General features: G+C 65.6%; 17 protein-coding genes and 1 tRNA gene. 6 read left to right on the top strand and 12 right to left on the bottom strand.

From position 1 onward, the window contains the following. Nucleotides 1-48 precede the first annotated feature (48 nt). Nucleotides 49-1440, top strand: a complete 1392-nt coding sequence (locus BME24068_RS10815) for a sigma 54-interacting transcriptional regulator (RefSeq protein ID WP_096506797.1) — start codon at nt 49-51, stop codon at nt 1438-1440. Between the two features lie 55 nt (nt 1441-1495). Continuing rightward, nucleotides 1496-2203 (top strand): DUF2968 domain-containing protein, encoded by a 708-nt coding sequence (locus BME24068_RS10810; protein WP_174926050.1) that lies wholly within the window; start codon nt 1496-1498, stop codon nt 2201-2203. An 85-nt stretch (nt 2204-2288) separates the two neighbouring features. Here the strand turns inward: BME24068_RS10810 and hfq are convergent, their stop codons facing one another. Continuing rightward, nucleotides 2289-2861, bottom strand: coding sequence for an RNA chaperone Hfq (gene hfq / locus BME24068_RS10805; RefSeq protein WP_174926084.1), 573 nt, complete (start codon nt 2859-2861; stop codon nt 2289-2291). 295 nt (nt 2862-3156) lie between these two features. On the opposite strand from hfq, the gene BME24068_RS10800 reads away from it, so the two are divergent. After that, complete coding sequence (locus BME24068_RS10800) at nt 3157-3441, top strand: hypothetical protein (protein ID WP_174926049.1); 285 nt, start codon at nt 3157-3159, stop codon at nt 3439-3441. Between the two features lie 62 nt (nt 3442-3503). On the opposite strand, the gene BME24068_RS10795 is transcribed toward BME24068_RS10800, so the two are convergent. From BME24068_RS10795 to BME24068_RS10785, 3 genes are all read right to left on the bottom strand, one after another. Next, nucleotides 3504-5258 carry an AMP-binding protein gene (locus BME24068_RS10795; protein ID WP_174926048.1) on the bottom strand — a complete coding sequence of 585 codons (1755 nt, stop codon included), beginning with the start codon at nt 5256-5258 and terminating at the stop codon, nt 3504-3506. A 246-nt stretch (nt 5259-5504) separates the two neighbouring features. After that, nucleotides 5505-6323, bottom strand: a complete 819-nt coding sequence (locus tag BME24068_RS10790) for a TetR/AcrR family transcriptional regulator (protein ID WP_174926047.1) — start codon at nt 6321-6323, stop codon at nt 5505-5507. Between the two features lie 215 nt (nt 6324-6538). Beyond that, the gene (locus BME24068_RS10785; RefSeq protein WP_096508297.1) at nt 6539-7759 is read right to left on the bottom strand and encodes an MFS transporter; all 1221 of its coding nucleotides are present in this window, start codon (nt 7757-7759) and stop codon (nt 6539-6541) included. Between the two features lie 280 nt (nt 7760-8039). On the opposite strand from BME24068_RS10785, the gene BME24068_RS10780 reads away from it, so the two are divergent. The 3 genes from BME24068_RS10780 to BME24068_RS10770 all read left to right on the top strand — a co-directional run bounded on the left by BME24068_RS10780 (nt 8040) and on the right by BME24068_RS10770 (nt 11075). Further along, complete coding sequence (locus BME24068_RS10780) at nt 8040-8582, top strand: GNAT family N-acetyltransferase (protein ID WP_174926046.1); 543 nt, start codon at nt 8040-8042, stop codon at nt 8580-8582. A 123-nt stretch (nt 8583-8705) separates the two neighbouring features. Continuing rightward, nucleotides 8706-9332 carry a ParB-like protein gene (locus BME24068_RS10775; RefSeq protein WP_096508299.1) on the top strand — a complete coding sequence of 209 codons (627 nt, stop codon included), beginning with the start codon at nt 8706-8708 and terminating at the stop codon, nt 9330-9332. A gap of 24 nt (nt 9333-9356) precedes the next feature. Then, nucleotides 9357-11075, top strand: a complete 1719-nt coding sequence (locus BME24068_RS10770; protein WP_174926045.1) for a SulP family inorganic anion transporter — start codon at nt 9357-9359, stop codon at nt 11073-11075. 117 nt (nt 11076-11192) lie between these two features. On the opposite strand, the gene BME24068_RS10765 is transcribed toward BME24068_RS10770, so the two are convergent. From BME24068_RS10765 to BME24068_RS10730, 8 genes are all read right to left on the bottom strand, one after another. Continuing rightward, a complete protein-coding gene (locus BME24068_RS10765; protein WP_096508301.1) occupies nt 11193-12137 on the bottom strand; it encodes an ABC transporter substrate-binding protein in 945 nt (314 codons plus the stop codon). Nucleotides 12138-12222: 85 nt separating this feature from the next. Continuing rightward, nucleotides 12223-13260, bottom strand: coding sequence for an ABC transporter permease subunit (locus BME24068_RS10760; protein ID WP_174926044.1), 1038 nt, complete (start codon nt 13258-13260; stop codon nt 12223-12225). A gap of 40 nt (nt 13261-13300) precedes the next feature. Next, nucleotides 13301-14854, bottom strand: a complete 1554-nt coding sequence (locus tag BME24068_RS10755) for a sugar ABC transporter ATP-binding protein (protein ID WP_174926043.1) — start codon at nt 14852-14854, stop codon at nt 13301-13303. Then, nucleotides 14841-16088: an ROK family protein gene (locus BME24068_RS10750; protein ID WP_096508304.1), complete on the bottom strand. Its 1248-nt coding sequence runs from the start codon at nt 16086-16088 to the stop codon at nt 14841-14843. Before BME24068_RS10750 ends, BME24068_RS10755 begins: the two co-directional genes overlap by 14 nt. Before the next feature lie 454 nt (nt 16089-16542). Next, nucleotides 16543-16629 (bottom strand) — tRNA-Leu (locus BME24068_RS10745). Between the two features lie 472 nt (nt 16630-17101). Further along, complete coding sequence (locus tag BME24068_RS10740; RefSeq protein WP_174926042.1) at nt 17102-17923, bottom strand: ABC transporter ATP-binding protein; 822 nt, start codon at nt 17921-17923, stop codon at nt 17102-17104. A gap of 2 nt (nt 17924-17925) precedes the next feature. Next, complete coding sequence (locus tag BME24068_RS10735; RefSeq protein ID WP_096508306.1) at nt 17926-19290, bottom strand: ABC transporter substrate-binding protein; 1365 nt, start codon at nt 19288-19290, stop codon at nt 17926-17928. 61 nt (nt 19291-19351) lie between these two features. Then, nucleotides 19352-20407, bottom strand: a complete 1056-nt coding sequence (locus BME24068_RS10730; RefSeq protein ID WP_174926041.1) for a branched-chain amino acid ABC transporter permease — start codon at nt 20405-20407, stop codon at nt 19352-19354. Between the last annotated feature and the right edge of the window lies 1 nt (nt 20408).

Genomic DNA, 20408 nt, shown 5'->3' with positions numbered 1-20408 from the left:
ATCGGCAATGCCGCGTTACTCTTCAATTATTGAAGCCGTACCCAAAGAATGAGACCCACCCCCGCAATCGCAGAACTCGACCTCTACGTCTGGGAAGGCAAGGCGGACATCGTCGACCGCGTTGCCCGGTGCATGGCGAGCTTCGACGTCGAAGTGATCCGTGCGGACAACGCCGAGATCTCGCCCGAGCGCGCCGCATTGCGGCCGTCGCTCGCGATCATCAGCGTGACGATGATCGAAACCGGCGCGGCGTTCCTGCGCGACTGGCAGGCCAACATCGGCATGCCGGTCGTCTGGGTCGGCGCGGCGCGCGACCACGACGCGTCGCAGTATCCGCCCGACTATTCGCATATCCTGCCGCTCGACTTTACGTGCGCCGAACTGCGCGGCATGGTCGGCAAGCTCGTCACGCAGTTGCGCGCACACGCGGCCGAAACGCTGCAGCCGTCCGAACTCGTCGCGCACTCCGAGTCGATGCAGGCGCTGCTGCACGAAGTCGACACGTTCGCCGACTGCGATACCAACGTGCTGCTGCACGGCGAAACCGGTGTCGGCAAGGAGCGCATCGCGCAACTGCTCCACGAAAAACACTCGCGTTACCGGCAGGGCGAGTTCGTGCCGGTCAACTGCGGTGCGATTCCGGACGGCCTGTTCGAATCGCTGTTCTTCGGGCACGCGAAAGGCTCGTTTACCGGCGCGGTTGTTGCGCATAAAGGCTATTTCGAGCAGGCGGCGGGCGGCACGCTGTTCCTCGACGAAGTCGGCGACCTGCCGTTGTACCAGCAGGTCAAGCTGTTGCGCGTGCTCGAGGACGGCGCCGTGCTGCGCGTCGGTGCGACGACGTCGATCAAGGTCGATTTCCGTCTGGTCGCGGCCAGCAACAAGAAACTGCCGCAACTCGTGAAGGAAGGCCTGTTCCGCGCGGATCTTTACTATCGGCTCGCGGTGATCGAGCTGAGCATTCCGTCGCTGGAAGAGCGAGGCGCGGTCGACAAGATCGCGCTGTTCAAGTCGTTCGTCGCGGAGGTGGTGGGCGAGGAACGGCTCGGACAACTGTCGGACCTGCCTTACTGGCTCGCGGACGCGGTGGCGGACAGCTATTTCCCCGGCAACGTGCGCGAGTTGCGCAACCTGGCCGAGCGCGTCGGCGTGACGGTGCGGCAGACGGGGGGCTGGGATGCGGCGCGATTGCAGCGGCTGGTCGCGCATGCGCGCAGCTCGGCACAGCCGGTGCCGGTGGAGAGCGCGGCGGAAGTCTTCGTCGATCGCAGCAAATGGGACATGAACGAGCGCAGCCGCGTGATCGCGGCCCTCGACGCAAACGGTTGGCGGCGTCAGGACACGGCGCAGCAACTCGGTATCAGCCGCAAGGTCCTGTGGGAAAAGATGCGTAAATATCAGATCTTCGACGAGGAGCCCGAGACGCGCGAAAGCGAGTAATTAATGAGATAAAATCGCGCTGAATTACAACGACACGGGCGGGGAATCAAAATTGATGAGCCATATGACGGGGTTGGGGCGGGCGTGTGCGTTGCTCGCCGTGGTAGGGGGCATGCAGGGCGCGTTCGCGCAGGGGTTGGCAGGCAACGGGACGCCGGCAGTACAGCAGGCGTCCGCGCCGGTGGCGGCGATTCCGGTGATCGATCAGCAGGGTCAGGCGTCGGTGCAGCCGCAGGCAGGCGAGACGACCGGGCAGAGCACGGTTGACGAGCTGCAGCGCCAGATCCAGGCGCATTCGCTGACGGAAATGCGCACGAGCTATAACGGCAGCTATGGTGCGAGCCAGCTGTTCAGCGTCAAGGACGGTTCGTATTTCGTCGCACTGTTCCAGCAGAAGGCGTTCTGGCGCGTGATCAAGACTTACGACGAAACGCGGGCGGAAGCGATCTATCGCGATTTCTCGCGTCAGGCCGAACGGCTGGCCGTCAACGAGTTGCGTGCGGCGAAGCTGGAATCGCAGAAGGCGCAAACGGACAAGCAGATCGAAGTCACGCAGGAGCGCGCACGACGTCTGCAGGCTGACATCTCGATCGCGCGCGAGCAGCAGGCAGTGGTCGCGGATCGTCAGAAGACGGTGCGTAACGAAACGGCGGCATTGCAGGCGCAGCAGGCGGAACTGCAGTCGCAGTTGCGCGCATTGCAGCAGCAGGTGCATGCGCTGCAGCGCGAGGCCGACGCGGGCTTGCCGACGACGGCACGCTGAGCAGAAGCAGGATGGGGCAGGTGCGGCGACATGCCGCGCCGACCGACGAAGAAAAAGGGCAAGCCGATTGGCTTGCCCTTTTGTTTTACTGGCCGTCCGGCACGATTCGCCGGCGGCGCGTGACGATGACCGGCCCGCTGCCGCCGCGTGCGTCGGACGGTGACGTGTTGCTCGATGCGTCGCCGGCGTCGCGCGGTGCGCCGTAGCTTTCGCGCGGTTCGCGCGGGGCATAGCCTTCACGGGGTTCGCGCGGCGCGCCATAACCTTCGCGCGGTTCGCGGGAGCCGTAGCCTTCGCGCGGTTCACGCGAGCCATAGCCGCCGCCGTCGCCGCGCGACTCGCGGGAGCCGCCGTGCGAGCCGTACGGGCTGTGGCCGCCGCCTTCGCGGCCACCCGGCCGGCCGCCGGGGCGCGGGCCGCGCGGGCCGCCGCCACCGGGGCGCGAGCCGCCGGTGTCGAGCTGGATCGTAGAAATGGCACGTTTGTAGATGCCTTGCAGACCCACGGGGGTGCGCAGCATCACCAGATACTGGTCGAACGACTCGATGCAGCCCGTCAGACGAATGCCGTTGACGAGATAGATTTCAACGCGCTTACGTTCCTTGCGCGCCGCATTGATGAAGTCGTTTTGCGGATGGGATTCTGCGGGATTGGCCATTGAGGTGCGGCAGGAGCCTGCGTCAGAGAATATGTTGTGCGTGTGTGTGGCGTGTTCGCCCACCAAGTGTTTGGCGGGATTTTACCCTGTTCGTTCCGCCAGCGCGCGGTCGTGATTGTGTCGAACCGTAACCCACTATAGACGTTCCCGCGCATTTTCGCGATTCGGTCGAACGGCTAATGCCCGTTCGTTACGGCGCGTTACGAATCTCGCAGCGGCGTAGCACCTGGCGATGCGTGTCGCGATTAAAGTCGTCGCGCATGTCGGGCAGGCCGGCAGATCAGGGATACGGAACATGAAGAAGAGGACAGTCGCGGGATGGCTCGGAAGCGCAGCGTTGCTCGCTTCCGGCAGTGCGATGGCAGCGCACGTCGACCTGTCGGTCGGCATCGGCGTGCCGGTCGCACCGGTCTATGCCGAGCCGGCACCGGTCTATGTGGCGCCGCAGCCGGCGATGGTCGCGTATCCGGATGGCGGATACGGCTACTACGGCGACGATGGCGACGATCGCTACCGGAAATGGCGCAGGCACCATGAGCGGCACTGGCGCGAGCATCACGGCGACGATGACGACGACTGAGCCGGCTGCGCGCGCCGCCGGAGCGCGGCCGGGATCGTCCGGCCGCGTCCCGCCCGGCTTGCTCAACCCGGCTTCCCGGCCTTGATCCTGGCCATTTCCTCGTCGCGCAGCGCGCGGCGCAGGATCTTGCCGACGTTCGTCTGCGGCAGCGCGTCGCGGAATTCGACGAACTTCGGCATCTTGTAGCCGGTGAGATTCTTGCGGCAATGCGCGAGCACGTCGTCGACGGTCAGCGCGGGATCGCGGCGCACGACGAATACCTTGATCCGCTCGCCCTGTACTTCGTCAGGGATGCCGATCGCCGCGGCTTCACTGATGCCGGGATGCATCACGAGTACTTCCTCGATCTCGTTCGGATACACGTTGAAGCCCGAGACGAGGATCATGTCCTTCTTGCGGTCGATGAGACGGATGAAGCCGCGCTCGTCCATCACGCCGATATCGCCGGTGCCGAGCCACCCGTCGGCGTCGATCACCTTCGCGGTTTCGTCCGGCCGCTGCCAGTAACCGCGCATCACTTGCGGACCGTGCACGCAGAGCTCGCCCGCCTCGCCGATGCCGGCCCAGGTGCCGTCCTCGTGTCGAAAGCGCACGATGGTCGACGGCGCGGGCAGACCGATCGAGCCGCTGAACGCGGCCATGTCGGTCAGATCCACCGGATTCATCGTGACGATCGGCGAGCATTCGGTGAGCCCGTAGCCTTCGACGACCGGCCGGCCCGTGACTTGCTGGAAGCGCTCCGCGACCGCGCGCTGCATCGCCATCCCGCCCGCCATCGCGAGCTTGAGCTTCGAGAAGTCGCGCTTGCGGAATTCCTCGTTGTCGAGGAAGGCGTTGTACAGCGTGTTGATGCCGGTGATCCCGGTGAAGGTCTCGTTGCGGATGATCTTCATCACCATGTTCGTGTCGCGCGGGTTCGCAATCAGGATGTTGCGGCCGCCGAGCCCCATGAAGATGAAGGCGTTCACGGTCAGCGAATAGATGTGATAGAGCGGCAGCGGCGTGAGCACCGTCTCGACGTCGCCGGTGACCTGGTCGGCGATCCAGGCCTTCGCCTGCAGCAGGTTGGCGATCAGGTTGCCGTGCGTGAGCATCGCGCCTTTCGCGACGCCGGTCGTGCCGCCGGTGTATTGCAGGAACGCGAGGTCGTCGCGCGTCATCGGCACCGGCTGCGGCTCGCCGCGCGCGCCGAGCGCGAGTGCGGCGCGCAGCCGGATCGCCTGCGGCAGCTGGTAGGCCGGCACGAGCTTCTTCACGTGCTTCAGCACGAAATTGATCAGGTGTCCTTTCGCATTGAGGCCGTCGGCGAGCAGGTCGCCGAGCGCGGTGACGACGATGTTCTTCACTTGCGTTTCCGGCAGCGCGTCCTGCAGCGTGCGCGCGAAATTCTCGAACACGACGATCGTCTGCGCACCGCTGTCCTTCAACTGGTGCGCGAGTTCGCGCGCGGTGTAGAGCGGATTGACGTTGACGACGATCGCGCCGGCCTTCAGCGTGCCGAACAGTGCGACCGGGTACTGGAACGAGTTCGGCAGCATGATCGCGACGCGGTCGCCGGGCTTCACGCCCGTGTCTTGCAGGTACGATGCGAACGCATCGACTTTTTGCGCGAGCGTGCGGTAGGTCATCGATGCGCCCGCGCTGACGTAGGCGACGCGCTCGGCAAAGCGGGTCGTGCATTCGTCGAAGAACTGCACGAGCGATGCGTATTGCGTGACGTCGATCTCGTGCGGGACGCCGGGCGGGTACGACGCGTACCAGATGCCGTCGGTGTTCGGCGGGAGCTGGGCCGCTGCGGTGGCTGCGGATGAGGACATGATGGGTCTCCGGTGTCTCGGCGAGAGCGAGCGCGTCGGCGCTTGTTCCTGCCCGATGTTGTGCAGTCGACGAAAGCCCGCGTGCCAGCACTGCGCCGCATGACATTCGTTCGGCCCGGATCCGCGCGTGAACGCAGGCCCGGGCCGCATACATGGGCGCCAAACCGGCGCGAACGCTTGCACGTCCGCGCGATCCCGCACCCGCAAGTCATCAATGAAATGCCGCCTGCGCGGCCTTCGGCGCGATCAGTTCGCCGGGTGCAGCGTGGCCGTATCGGCGCTTGCCGTACTCGGTGTCAGCCCGAACACCTCGCCCGCGCCCGCATCGTCGAGCACTGCGGCGAAGATCGACAATTGCGCGCTGTCGGGCATCGGGGCCTTCAGCGCGGCGACGATCAGCGAAGACAGCCGCGCGATCATCTGCACGTCGTTCATCGTGCGGCCTTGCGAGAATTCGTCGATCAGGCTTTCGGTCTCGGCACCGGCGAGCGCGCCGGACAGCGCGCCGATCGCGAAGTGCAGCCGCCAGCCGAGCTCCGTGCGCGGCAGATGCGGCAGCGCACGCTGGAACGCGTCGAAGAAACGGCCCGCAACGCTTGCGTAGTGGGCGGTCAGGAAGTTGCGCACGAACGGCGACGGGTCGGTGTACGCGCGGCCGATCAGCCGGAGGAACGCGGGGCCGCCGCGTTCGGGGTCGCGCGATGCCTTCAATGCGGGAATGAACATCGCGCCGAGCACGTGCTCGCAGGTGATGTGCTCGGCGAGCTGCGCATCGAAGCGATCGAGGATGCCGAGACGCTCCTGGTTGAGCTGATCGAGCCGCCGCGACAGCATCGCGTGGATCAGCGCTTCCTTGCTGCCGAAGTGATAGTTGACCGCTGCGAGGTTCACCGCCGCGCGCGACGTGATCTGCCGCATCGACATCGCCTCGAAGCCATGTTCGATGAACAGATCCTCGGCCGCATCGAGAATGCGCGCCTTCGTCCCGCCGGCCTGCCGAGTGCCGGATGATCGCCCGCCGGACGGCCGTCCCGCCGACGGTCGCCCCTCCTGACTTACTGCCATGTTCCGCCTCCCACGCCGGTTTCCCGGCCGCGAACTGGTGATTTGATTATCTGATTCAAACAGCCGTTTTTATTAAGATAAAAAAACGCGGGCGGAGCGGGCAAGCGGGGAATCTGGACAAATTCCTCTAGTTCGATGTGCAGGTGCGGAAAGTCATGCGCGCGGCCCCGGCGGGACGGGGCACGCGCGATGATGCGATGCGGCAATGCGTGCGATCAGCTCGCGGTGGTACGCGTATTGACCGATTGCGTCATGTCGATGCCGCGCCGCTCGCGGCTGAACAGGATCAGCACCGCGATCACGACGGCCACGATGCCGGCGACGAGCGCGAGCGCGTAACCGTAGTTGTTGCCTTGCGAAACCGCGAACGATGCCTGCATCGTCGCGTTACCCGACGCGAGCAGGTTGCCGAGCTGATAGACGACGCCGGGGAAGGTTGCGCGGATCTCGTCGGGAGAAATCTCGTTCAGGTGGACCGGGATCACGCCCCATGCGCCCTGGACGGAAATCTGCATCAGGAACGCACCGGCGGCGAGCGCGACCGGGCCGCTCGAGAATGCCCACAGCGGCAGCACCGGCAACGCGATCAGCGCCGCGATGAAGATCGCGCGGCGACGGCCGATGCGCTCCGAGATCGCACCGAACGACAGGCCGCCGACGATGGCGCCGATGTTCAGCACGATCGTGATCCACGACACGGTGTGCGGATCGAAATGGTGTTGTTCGCGCAGGAAAGTCGGATAGAGATCCTGCGTGCCGTGCGAGAAGAAGTTGAACGCGGTCATCAGCACGATCGCGTAGATCGCGAGCTTCCAGTTCTGCTGCATCGTGGCCCACAGGCTCGGCCGCGGCCGCTTTTCCATCTGCTTCCAGGCCGGCGATTCCGGCACGTGCGCACGCACGTACAGCACGAGCAGCGCGGGCAGCACGCCGATCATGAACATGCCGCGCCAGCCGATGTACTGGTAGAACAGGCCGAACACGATGGACGCGAGCAGGTATCCGCTCGGATAGCCGGCCTGCAGCAGGCCCGACACGATGCCGCGTGCATGGGTCGGCACGGTTTCCATCGTCAGTGCGGAGCCGACGCCCCATTCGCCGCCCATCGCGATGCCGAACAGCGCGCGCAGCACCAGCAGGGCGGCCAGGCTCGGCGCGAAGCCGGACGCGAGTTCGAGCACGGAATAGCACGCGATGTTGACCATCAGCGTCGGACGGCGACCGAAACGATCGGCGAGCCGGCCGAAGATCAGTGCACCGAGCGGGCGCATCGCGAGGGTCAGCGTGAGCGCGAAGGCGACGGCGGGGATCGTCGACGCGAACTCGGAGGCGATGTCCTTCAGCACGAAAACCATCAGGAAAAAATCGAACGCATCGAGCGTCCAGCCCAGATAGGCGGCGATCGTGACGTTGCGTTGTTCGCGGGTCCAGCTCATGTCCGAAGTCTCCTGATTGGCTAGCGCGCTTACGATGTGTCGACGGATGCCGGCCCGGCTGCGCGCGGCGCGGGGGCATGGATCGAGTGTAGGCCGAGGCGTCGTGCGATGTGGGGCGCGATAACGTCGAATCGGGAATAATCCCTACGAAATGAACTATTGCGAAAGCGAAAACGGGGTCCGGCGAGCAAAGTGACAGGCGGCTGTATCATTCCGGAAGGCTTTTTGTATCAGTTATGTAATGTGTCCGGCGCACATCGCCATCGAATCAGGAGTCCGGATGACTGAACGTTGCGCTACCGCGTTGCCCGTGTTCGAGACCGAAAGGCTGTGGCTGCGTCCGCGCGTGCTGGCCGATCTCGACGCGAGCATCGCGATGGATCGCGATCCCGAAGTCACGCGGCATATCGCGGGTCCGTGGCTCGATCCGGTCGAGCATCGCCGTTTCGTCACGCACCGGATCACGCGCGACTATCCGCCGGGCCTCGGCTACTGGTCGATCTTCGAGAAGCACGCACCCGACGTGTTCATCGGCTGGATCCTGCTGATTCCCGACTATGCGAACGGCGCACGCGACGTCGAGATCGGCTGGCGGCTCGTGCGCGCGGCGTGGGGGCGCGGCATCGCGTGTGAAGCCGCGGCGGCCGTCGTGCGTCACGCGTTCGACACCGTGCGGCTGCCGCGCGTGATCGCCGATATCGCCGAGGCGAACACGGGTTCGCTGAACGTCGCGCGCAAGCTCGGCATGCGTCGCGTGAGCGTCGTGCACGACGGGATTCCCTACGTTCGCCACCGTCTCGAACGCGACGATCTGCGCGCGTAACCGTGTGCCGGCCCGGCCGGTTGTCAGAGAGGGTCAATCACGCGCGCATCGAGGTCGCGACGTATTAACGGCTCACAGGATCAGGAGTATCGTTGCCGGAAATCAGCAACATGGGGTACGACCATGGCACTCGGCAACGACGTTCATCTCATTCCCGTCAGGCTCGACGCGTTGCGTCCGACGCAGATGACGGTCGGCTATCGCGAAGTGAAAGCGAAGCGCAAGCACTGGAAGGCGCTCGACAAGCGCGCGCGCAAGGCCGCGATCGAATCGCACTGGTTCCCGGCCGTCCTCGGCCCGGACGGCCTGCATTACATCACCGATCACCATCATCTCGGCCTCGCGCTGATCGAGGAAGGGGAGTCGCGCGTCAACGCGATGCTGCTGAAGGATCTGTCCTGGCTCGACGACACGATCTTCTGGCGGATGATGGAACACAACCAGTGGGTACATCCGTTCGGCGCGGACGGATCGCGTCGCGACTACGCGCATCTGCCGAAGGCGCTCACGGGGCTCGAGGACGATCCGTATCGCAGCCTCGCGGGCGAACTGCGCACGGCGGGCGGTTACGCGAAGGACGCGACGCCGTTCAGCGAATTCCTGTGGGCCGACTACCTGCGCCAGCACGTCACGCTCGACCAGATCCGCAAGAATTTCGCGAAGGCGCTCGACGCCGCGCTGCATCGTGCACACGACCAGGACGCGCGCTATCTGCCCGGTTGGTCGGGCGTCATCGCCGTCAAACCCTGACACGCGCACGGCGCCCATCGCCCCATGACGACTGTCCCGATCCGCCCGGATGCCGGCCCGCAGCATGCCGACCATTTCGCTGCAGTCGATGCGGCGCCGCCACCTCCGACGCAGCGCATCGGCCTCGATGCGCTGGCCGGCCTGTCGATCGCGGGCCTGCTGATTCCCGAGGCCGTCGCGTATGCGGGCCTTGCCAACCTGCCGCCGCAGGCCGGTCTCATCGCGCTGCTGTCGGGGCTCGTCGTCTATGCGCTGACGGGCAGCAGCCGTTTTGCGATCGTGTCGTCGACGTCGTCGTCGGCCGCCGTGCTCGCGGCGACGGTGCTGGCCGAATCCGGGATGGCGCTTGCCGCGCAACTCGCGCTGGCGGCCGCGCTCGTCGCGATGACGGGCGTGCTGTTCATCCTCGCGGGCGTCGCGCGGCTCGGCGGCATGTCGGACTTCGTTGCACGTCCGGTCCTGCGCGGCTTCACGTTCGGGCTGGCGCTGACGATCGTCATCAAGCAGTTGCCGAAGATTCTCGCGATCTCCGTGCAGCACAGCGATGCGCCGCATGTCGCGCTCGATCTCGTCACCGGCGCGCCGCATGCGAACCTCGCGAGCGTCGCGCTCGGCGCGGCCGCGCTCGCGCTGCTGTTCGTGCTCGGGCGCCGCTCGCGCGTGCCGGCGACGCTCGTCGTGATCGTGCTGTCGATCGCGGCCGGCTACGTGTTCGACTGGCAGCACTACGGGATCGCGATCGTCGGGCACATCGACTTCCGGCATCTCGAATTCGGGTTGCCGCATCTGGACCGCAATGCGTGGATGCAGACGATCGAGCTCGCGTTCGCGTTGATGCTGATCCTGTATGCGGAGTCGTACGGATCGATTCGCAACTTCGCGCTGAAGCACGGCGACAGCGTGTCGCCGAACCGCGATCTCGTCGCGATCGGGTGCGCGAACCTCGTGTCGGGATTGCTGCACGGAATGCCGGTCGGCGCCGGCTATTCGGCGACGTCCGCGAACGAGGCAGCCGGCGCGCAATCGCGTTTCGCGGGGCTATGGGCCGCCGGCGTGGTCGCGCTGATCGTGTGGCTGCTGCTGCCGCAACTCGCACGCACGCCGGAGCCGGTGCTCGCGGCGATCGTGATCTTCGCGGTCAGCCATTCGCTGCATCCTGCGGTGTTCCGGCCGTACTGGATGTGGCATCGCGACCGGCTCGTCGTGATCGCCGCGCTGCTCGCGGTGCTCGTGCTCGGCGTGCTGCACGGGCTGCTTGCGGCAATCGGCGTGAGCCTGCTGCTGACGCTGCGCAAGTTGTCCGAGCCGAGCGTCAGCGTGCTCGGCCGGTTGCGCGACGGTCACGACTTCGTCGACGTCGCGAATCATGCGGATGCGAAGCCCGTGCCGGGCGTGCTGATCGTGCGGCCCGAGGCGCAACTGTTCTTCGCGAACGCGGACCGGATGCTCAATCGCGTGCGTGCGCTGATGAAGGCCGCACCCGATACGCGTACCGTGATGCTGAGCCTCGAGGAAACGCCGGACGTCGACGGCACGACGATCGAGTCGTTGCGTACGTTCGCGGCCGAATGCGCGGCACGCGGGCTGCAGTTCGCGATCGTGCGGCTCAAGGAGCACGCGCTGCATGCATTGCGTCGCGCGGCCGACGATACGCTGCGCGATGATGCGATGTCCGAACTGAGTGTCGACGAGAGCCTGCAGGTGCTGCAGGCGCGCGGCAACGGCGCGAAGGGCGGCGCGTAGCGCAGATCGAAACCTCGCGCCGAGGCGGGGCGCGCGGCGCGGCAGCGGGCGGGCGGCGTTCGACGTTGCGCGCGGGCGACGTGTGGCGCCGCCCGGCACGGCGGGTGCGCGGCGCGATCAGCGCGGGCTGCTCCAGCCCTTGTAGTTCTTCACGTTGTCGCGCGTGATGAGCGTCGGCTCGATCAGGATCATCGGATTGGCCGGCTTCTGGCCGTTCATGATCCCGTAGCCGACGTTCACGGCCTGCTGCGCCATTGCCCACGGATCCTGGCTCGCCGACGCCTGCACGAGCGTATTGGACTTCAGCGCCACCTCGATGTCGGGCGCGCCGTCGACCGACGTGATGACGATGCCCGGGCGGTTCAGCTGTTTCGCCGCGAGATCGCTGCCGATCGCCTGCGGATCGTTGATCGTGAACACGCCGTCGAGCTTCGGAAAGCGCGTCAGGTAGCCCTGCATCGCGTTCATCCCGCCTTCGCGCGAGCCCTTGCCGTCCTGGTCGCTCGACAGCAGCTTGATGCCGGGGTTCTTCGCGAGCATGGCCTTGCAGCCGTTCACGCGATCGATCACGGCCGACACCTGCGGGCCGTTCTCGATAATGACGTTGCCCTTGCCGTTGAGCTTCTTCGCGAGGTAGTCGCACGCGAGTTCGCCGGCCTTCACGTTATTGGTCTGCACGGTCGCGTTCGCGCCGGCGGCCGCGACGTCGACCGCGACGACCGTGATGCCGGCCGCCTGCGCCTTCTTCACCGCCGGCTCGATCGCCTTCGGGTCGGTCGCGTTGAGCAGGATCATGTCGACGTGCGCGGAGATGAAGTTGTCGATCTGCGTGAACTGCTTGTTCAGGTCGTAGTCGGCCGACACCGCGGTGATCTTCGCGTTCGGATTGATCTGCTTCGCGCGCGCTTCGGCGCCTTTGACGATCGTGACGAAGTACGGATTGCCGAGCGATCCGACCGTGACGCCGATCGATTTCAGCGGCTTGTCGGCTGCATGGGCGGCGGCAGTGCCGAAAGCGAGTGCGCAGGCGACGGCGGTCAGGGCGGCTTTGTGCTTGAACATGTCGTTGTGTCTCCGAAGGGTTCTTTGGCGGACGGGCGCGGGAGGATCGGCCTGCGCCCCGGGGTTGAGCGATGAGGAAACGATGTCAGGTGCGGGCGGAGTCGCGCTGGCGATAGCGGTCGAGCGCAACGGCGCCGATGATCACGAGGCCCTTGATGATGTACTGCCAGATATCGGATACGCCGAGCAGCACCAGGCCGTTCGTCAGCACCGCGATGATCAGTGCGCCGATCAGCGTGCCGACGATCGAGCCGACGCCGCCGACGAAGCTCGTGCCGCCGAGGATCACCGCGGCGATCGCGTCGAGTTCGTACGACTGGCCGAGCTGCAGGCCGTTGGCCGCATAGAGCCGTGCAGCGGACATTACCGCGCCGAGACCGGCGAGCAGGCCCGACGCCGCATACACGAACAGCTGGATCGCGCGCACGTTGATGCCCGACAGCCGCGCCGCTTCCGGATTGCCGCCGACCGAGTAGATCCGCATCCCGAGCACCGTGCGGCGCAGGATGAACCACGACAGCGCGATCACCGCACAGGCGATGACGACGAGCCACGGCACGCCGAGGATCGTGCCGTTGCCGATGAACGCGAACGGCAGTTGCGGATTGAAGATGGTCGTGTCGTTGCCGATCAGGCGGGCGATGCCGCGCACGGCCGTCATTGCGCCGAGCGTGACGATGAACGGGGGCAGGCGCAGGAACGAGATCAGGCCGCCGTTGATCGCGCCGAACACGAGGCCGACGGCGAGCGCGAACGGCACGCCGAGCCAGCCCCAGCCGGGGATGGTCGACGCGAGCAGCGCGGCGACGGCCGACGCGGCGAGCACCGAGCCGACCGACAGGTCGATCCCGCCCGTCAGGATCACGAAGGTCATGCCGGCGGCGAGCACGATGTTGATCGAGGCCTGCTGCGTGACGATCGACAGGTTCTGCAGCGTGAAGAAGCCGTCGGTCATGAACCCGAAGCCGATGCACAGGACCAGCAGCACCGGCAGCATGCCGGCGGTGCGCATCAACGACTGCATGCGCGCGCGATGATCGGCGCCGCGCATCAGGGGCGTACGGTTGGCGACCGGATGGGCCGTCGCGGAAGCGAGGTTCCGCTGCTTGGTCGGGTTGATCATTTCGGTACCTTGAATGAAGAGGGAAATGAAGGGGCCGTGGTCAGTGCGCGTCGGCGAGTTCGGGCTGCGAGCCGGTCGCGAGCGCGATGATCGCTTCCTGCGTGATGGGGGTATGCGTGTGGCCGCCGAGTTCGCCGGCGATCTCGCCTTCGCGCATCACGAGCACGCGATCGGCGACGCCGATGATTTCCGGCAGTTCGCTCGAGATCACGATCACGCCGACGCCCGCGCGGGCCAGCTCGTTGATGATCCGGTAGATCTCGGATTTCGCGCCGATGTCGACACCGCGGGTCGGTTCGTCGAGGATCAGCACGCGCGGCTTCGTTTCCAGCAGGCGCGACAGCAGCACTTTCTGCTGGTTGCCGCCCGACAGCGCGCCGACGTTCACGTTCGCGTTCGGTACGCGGATCGACAGCGATGCGATCGCATCGCGCGCGCGTTCGGCGCCGCGTGCGAGATCGAGCGCGCCGAGGCGTGCATCGCGGCTGCACACGGAGATGTTGATGTTGTCGCGCACGCTCATGTCGAGGAACAGGCCCTGGCGCTTGCGGTCTTCCGTCAGGTAGACGAGGCCCGCGTCGATTGCGTCGCGCGGCGAATGCGCGCCGAACGTGCGATCGCCCAGCTTCACGTCGCCGCGCGTGCGCGGCTCCGCGCCGAAGATCAGCCGTGCGAGCTCGGTGCGGCCCGCGCCGACGAGCCCCGCGATGCCGAGCACCTCGCCGGCATGGAGATCGAGGCTGCAGCCGCGCACGCGCTCGCCGTCGGCGATGTCGCGGACCGACAGCAGCAGGTGGCCGGGATCGTACGGCGCATGTTCCTTCTTGTAGAAGCCGGAGATGTCGCGGCCCACCATCATCGCGACGAGCCGTTCGGCCGACAGCGCGTCGCGCTCGAGCGTGCCGACGTACGACCCGTCGCGCAACACCGACACGCGGTCGGACAGTTCGTAGATCTCCGCCATCCGGTGGCTGATGTAGATGATCGCAAGGCCTTCCTCGCGCAACTGGCGAATCAGGCCGAACAGATGTTCGGTTTCACGCGACGACAGCGGCGTCGTCGGTTCGTCCATCACGAGGATGCGCGCACGGGTGTGCACGGCGCGCGCGATCTCGACGAGCTGCTGCTCGGCGATCGACAGCGTGCCGACGAGCGTATCGGGGCCGAACGGCGCACCGAGACGCTCGAGCACGTCCTGGCAGCCGCGCGCCATCGCCGCGCGGTCGATGGTGCCCCAGCGCCGGTTGCCGCGGCGCAGCTCGCGGCCGACGTAGATGTTTTCCGCGACGCTCAGGTTCGGCGCGAGGCACAGCTCCTGGTAGATCACCGCGACACCGGCGTCGCGCGCGGCGAGCGGGCCGTCGATGTCGATGCGCTCGCCGTCGATCAGGATCTCGCCGCCGGCGTCGGCGCGATACGCGCCCGACAGGATCTTCATCAGCGTCGATTTGCCCGCGCCGTTCTCGCCCATCAGCGAGTGAATCTCGCCCGGATAGACGGTCAGGCTGACGTTGTCGAGCGCGCGCACGGCCGGGAACGTCTTGCTGATTCCGCGCATCTCGAGCAGCGGTCGGGGCGACTCAGATCGCGACATGGTTGACCTCCTGCGATTCGGTGCGGGCGCCCTTGAGGATGCCGGCCCGCGGGGAGAAGTTGAAGTACATCGGCAGCGTTGCGGCGCCGATCGCGCCGGCGTCGGCGCCGAACGTGCCGCGCACGAGCGTCGGCGTGCCGCGCGCTTCCGGGGCGGTGGCGACGAGCGCGGCACGCAGGCGGCTCGTCACCGCATCGAGCAGGCCCGCATCGGTATCGGCGTCGAGCACGACCACCGGCGCATCGACGACGCACAGCACCGCGCGCAAGGCCGGCGCGAGCGCGTCGACACAGTCGTCTATCCATTCGTCGACTGCCGGCAGGCCGCGTGCGATGCAGGCCTCGAGATCGGCGCGGTTCTCGACCGTCTCGCCGTGATGGCGCAGGTGGCGCACGAGCGCATGCAGCGACGCGCGCGCGAGCAGGATGTCCCACGGGCCGCGCGGCGGCGGCGCCGACACGAGCCGGCTCGGCGGCACGGGAATCACGGCGATGTCGCCGGCGTTGCCGGTCACGCCGCGCAGGCAGTCGCCGTCGATCGCGATGCCGCCGCCGATCGCGGGCCCGATGAACAGGTAGACGAAGTCGTCGCACTGCCGGCCGTATCCGTAGAACAGTTCGGCGATCGCGGCTGCGTTGCCGTCGTTTTCGCCGAACACGGGCAGCGACAGCGTGCGCCCGAGGTCGCTCGCGAAGTCGACGTCTTCCCATGCACGGAACGTGTCGGGCGCGAGGCCGAGCTCGCGCATCCATGCGCCGAGGTTGTAAGGCTGGGCGACGCCGACGCCCGTCAGGCGTGCGCGCTCATGGTCGGGCAGCAGGTCCTGCATCGCGTCGATGTCGCGCCGAACGATGTCGAGCACGTCGGCGGGCGGGGGGAGCAGCGTGTCGTGCGAGCGGCGGCCGAGCACGTCGCCGGCGAAATTGACGAGCGCCGTCTCGATGCGCATCCGGTCCAGATGGACGCCGATGCCGAACGCGCCGCGCGGGTCGAGACGGATCAGCGACGCCGGCTGGCCGCGCTGGCCTTCGGTGCGGCCGGCGAATTCGATCAGCTTCGCATCGGCGAGCGACGCGATGATGCTGCCGACTGCCGTGCCCGTCATGTTCGCGAGGCGGGCGAGGTCGGCCTTCGACGCGCTGCCCGCACGGCGCAGCGTCTTCAGCAGCAGGCGCTCGTTATAACGGCGCACGTTGGCCGAGTTGCTTCCCTGGCCGATGTGCGGGCTTCTCATCGCGTCTCCTTCGATGTCTCGCCTTTCGATGGCGAATTAAATAAATCACGTTGATTTATTTAACCGTGTGCGCGCAAGCATGTCAGCCTAGGGAAATCCCGGTTGCGTTCAGGGGTGCGGGAGAGCGGTTGGTTTTCGTCCTGGGGCAATCGAGGCGGGAAGGAGGGCGTGTCACGCGCATCGGTCAGTGAGGTGGCGCGAAGAGGGGGATGTCTGTCAGTGCAGCGCTTCGGCCCGATCCCGTGGACCGGCGATTTGCGGTGGCGCTCGATGTGGAGGCTGGCCTGTCAGGCATCAGCGCGGATGGCGGCGATTTGTCCGGACGCGAAGATGGCAGGAGAGAGGGGGCGCGCCGTGCGTGTTGTCGGAGCGATATGAAGCGTGCCGTTGTATTGGCTTTCGTGTGCAGAAATGAAAAAAGGCCGGCTAAAAGCCGGCCTTTTTAGAAAACAGATGGTGCCCAGGAGAGGACTCGAACCTCCACGATGTTGCCACCGCTAGGACCTGAACCTAGTGCGTCTACCAATTCCGCCACCTGGGCACGTTTCGCTTGCTGCGATGCGAAGACCGCTATTCTAGCGGGTTCGAGGGATCTGTCAATACAATTTGAGGTCGCGAACGCAAATAATTTTGCGGTGTGCCTGTTCTTGTTTGCTTGCTGCGCCGGGTGAGGGGCGTCGAGGAGATGGCGGTGCATCGACGACGCGGCATGATTCCCGTGGATGTGGGCCAGGGCATGCGCGTGTGTCGATTCGGCGCCGGAAATGAAAATCTAGGGTCAGCCCGATTTTTGCAAGTGAAAGTGAGACAGCGCTGGCATAAAAGTGGACTTGCTCGAATCTATCCGGGACGGGAAGGATCCCGCCCCATGACGAGAAACTGCCAAAGACTTCCGTGATGTCGATCGAGGCCAACCGGCTCCGAACAAATACGGCTGCTATCAGCATCATGAACGTATCAAGCATGACAATGCTCGCGCGGCTTTGTCGCAACTCCCAGTGCGGCCATTGACCTCACAGCGCCGGACGCGGCCCCGCAACCTTGTATCGGGAGCTTCGATAGCGCTCGCCCCCGGCATCTTCTCCTCGCTGGACCCGACCCAGATAAGCGTCATGCAACGCATCGAGTTGTTGCAGCGCTTCGGCAGTGCCGTGCGCGACCACGCGTCCCCCCTCGATGACATAACCCGACCGGGCATAGCGCAACGCGACCGTAGCGTTCTGCTCCGCCAGCAGGAAGCTGACTCCTTCGTCGTGATTGAGCCGGGCGACCGTTTCGAAGATTTCTTCGACCACCAGGGGGGCGAGCCCCATGGACGGCTCGTCGAGCAACACGAGCGATGGTCGCGCCATGAGCGCGCGGCCGATCGCCACCATTTGCTGCTCGCCGCCCGATGTATAGCCCGCCAGCGCTTGGCGACGCTCCTTCAGACGCGGAAAGATCGTGTAGACGCGTTCGAGGTCCGCTTCGAGGTCGCGAGACCTCGGCCGCCGGACAAACGCGCCGAGGCGCAGATTCTGTTCGACCGACAAATGCGCAAAGCAGCGCCGCCCCTCCAGTACCTGCACGAGTCCACGGTCGGCGAGCGTCCACGGGTCAGCATCGGTGATCGTGTCGCCGCGATAAGCGATGCGGCCGGCCGTCAGTGCGCCCCGTTCGGCGCGAATCAGACTCGATATCGCCTTGAGGGTGGTGGTCTTGCCGGCGCCGTTGCCGCCCAGCAGCGCGACGATGGAGCCCGCCGGCACCACGAGTGAAACGTCGCGCAACGCAGGGATGATCTGGTTGTACGTCACGGCAATCTCGTCGACCTGCAGGATCGGGGCGGCGCTCATGCTCAGATGTCCTTGCTGCAATCGCGCGGCGTAATGCCTTTTTCCTTGGCGTACGCGTTTGCCGATTTTTCGATGATCGGACGCAGCAGTGCGCGGTCTGCCTGCACCCAGCCGCTGATGACCTTCCATTTTTCACCGTCCCATTGCTGGAAGCGCACCGCCCCGCCGCCTTCGTGGTCGGAGCAGGACAGCTTCAGCGGTTGAACGAGGCCGTAGGCGCCCAGTTGCTTGAGGCGCGCGTCGTCGAGATTCAGATGCTCGAACCCCCAGCGCACCTGCTCGCCGGTCAGCGGCTTGTCGCCGAATTTTGCCTGTGCGACGCGTAACGCCTCGACGTTCAGAATGCCGTTTACCACGCCAAGGTTGTAGTAGACCGTGCCGAAGCGCGCCGGATCCTTCAGGTTGCCGTTGCCGGGCTTCACCACATACTGGTTAATGGCCTGCAGCACGGGAAAGTCGGTGCCGGACGGATGTGTCGTGATCGAGATAAAGCCTTTCGCGGCGTCGCCTGCCGGGCGCGCGTCCTCTTCCGAGTTGCTCCAGATGTTGCCGATGATGTGGTTGGCGGGGAAGCCGACCTTCTGCGCGGACTTGAGCGCCACGGGGTTCATCACGCCCCAGCCGCGCAGAATCACCCAGTCCGGATTGATACGATGGATCGTGAGCCATTGCGAGCCCTGTTCGTTGCCCGGATGGGGCACTTCGATCTGGGTGAGTTCGAAGCCATATTTCTTCGCCAGGACATTCAGCACCGGAATCGTCTCGCGGCCATACGGCGAGCCGTGATAGAGCACGACGATCTTCTTGCCCTTGAGCTTGTCCGCGCCGCCCGACTGCTGGCCGATGTAGTTCACGATCGCCGAGACTTCGCTGTACGGGTTGAGCTGCAGCGGAAACACATACGGGAAGACCGCGCCGTCCGTCGAGTCGGTGCGGCCGTGGTTGATCGTGATGAGCGGAATCTTGTCGGCCGTCGAGCGATCGATGGTGGCATAGGCGATACCTACCGATAGCGGGTTCGTTGCCGCCGCCGGGGCGCCGTTGAGGCCGCGCTTGAGTCGCTCGTAGCATTCCACGCCTTTTTCGACGACATATTCGGTCTCGCATTCACTCCACGTCAGCTTGACGCCGTTGACGCCGCCGTCGCGCTTGTTGACGAGATTGAGATAGTCGATGAAGCCGCCGAAGAAGCCGCTGCCGCCCGCCGCGTAGGGCCCGACGCGATAGCTCTGCAATGGGAAGTATTCTTCGCCGGCCGCGTGGGCCGAAGATGTCATGCCGCCGGACACGAGCGCGAGTGTCAGGCTCGCGGCAATGGCAACGCGCGACAAGGCGAGGCGGTTTGCGGAGGATACGATGAATTTCATACGTTATGCACCTGTCGATGGATAGAAAGCCGTGTTGAAGCTGGAATGGATGAAGCAGCATTCAGGCGCGCAGCGGCCAGTCGCGCAGACGTAGCTGCGCGATCTGGGCCAGTCGCGCGAGCCCGTCCGGCTCCTTGACGAGAAAGACGATGATCAGCGTGCCAAACAGGATCTTTTGCAGGTTCTGCAACTGGTCGGCAGCGATACCGACGCTCGCGAGCGCGCCTGCAGCGTTGGACAGCAGCACCGGCAACAGCACGATGAACGCCGCCCCCAGAAAATTCCCGCCAATACTGCCCATGCCGCCGATGATGATGATGAACAGCACTTCGAACGACAGGTTCAGATCGAAACCGTGCGGTTCGACCGTGCCGAGATAGGCGAATGCCCACAGGGCGCCCGCGATGCCGATGACGAACGAACTGAGCGCGAAGGCGAGCAGCTTGGTGCGCGCGATCGGGATGCCGATGACGCGTGCGGCCGTGTCCATATCGCGCACCGCCATCCAGCGGCGGCCGAGCTCGCTGCGCACGAGGCTCGCGGCGCCGACGAACAGCACGACGACGACCCCGAGCACCAGCAGATAGCGTGACGCGGGCGTGTCTATTTTCCAGCCGAACATGGCCAGTTTCGGTGCGCTGAGTACGCCGGAGCTATCGTTGTTCGAAAACCAGCCGACCCGCGTGAAGATCCATTCGACGAAGAACTGCGCGGCCAGCGTCGAAACGATCAGATAAAACCCCTTGATCCGGATGCTGGGCAAGCCGAACAGTGCGCCCACGGCGGCCGTGATCAGTCCGCCGAGAAGCAGATCCACGGGAAGCGGCAAGCCGGGCACGCGCACGATCAGGTTGTAGGTTGCATAGGCCCCGACTGACATGAATGCGGCAGTCCCAAGCGACAACTGCCCCGCGAAGCCGGTGACGAGATTCAGGCCTAGCCCGGCCAGCGACAGCACGAGGAACGGAATCAGAATCGCGTTGAGCCAATAGTCATTGCCCCATGCCGGGATGGCGACGAACAGCGTGACGGCGGCCAGCAGCAGGCCCAGTCTCGACGGCAGACGGCGCAAGCCTGGTTTGCCCGTGAGCTGCGCAGTGGTGGGAATCGAAGCCATG

Origin of the sequence: Burkholderia anthina (genome assembly GCF_902498995.1) — a bacterium.
Taxonomy (GTDB): Bacteria; Pseudomonadota; Gammaproteobacteria; order Burkholderiales; family Burkholderiaceae; genus Burkholderia; species Burkholderia anthina.
The sequence above is the reverse complement of the archived record's forward strand: the minus strand, read 5'-3'. Positions and strand labels throughout refer to the sequence as shown.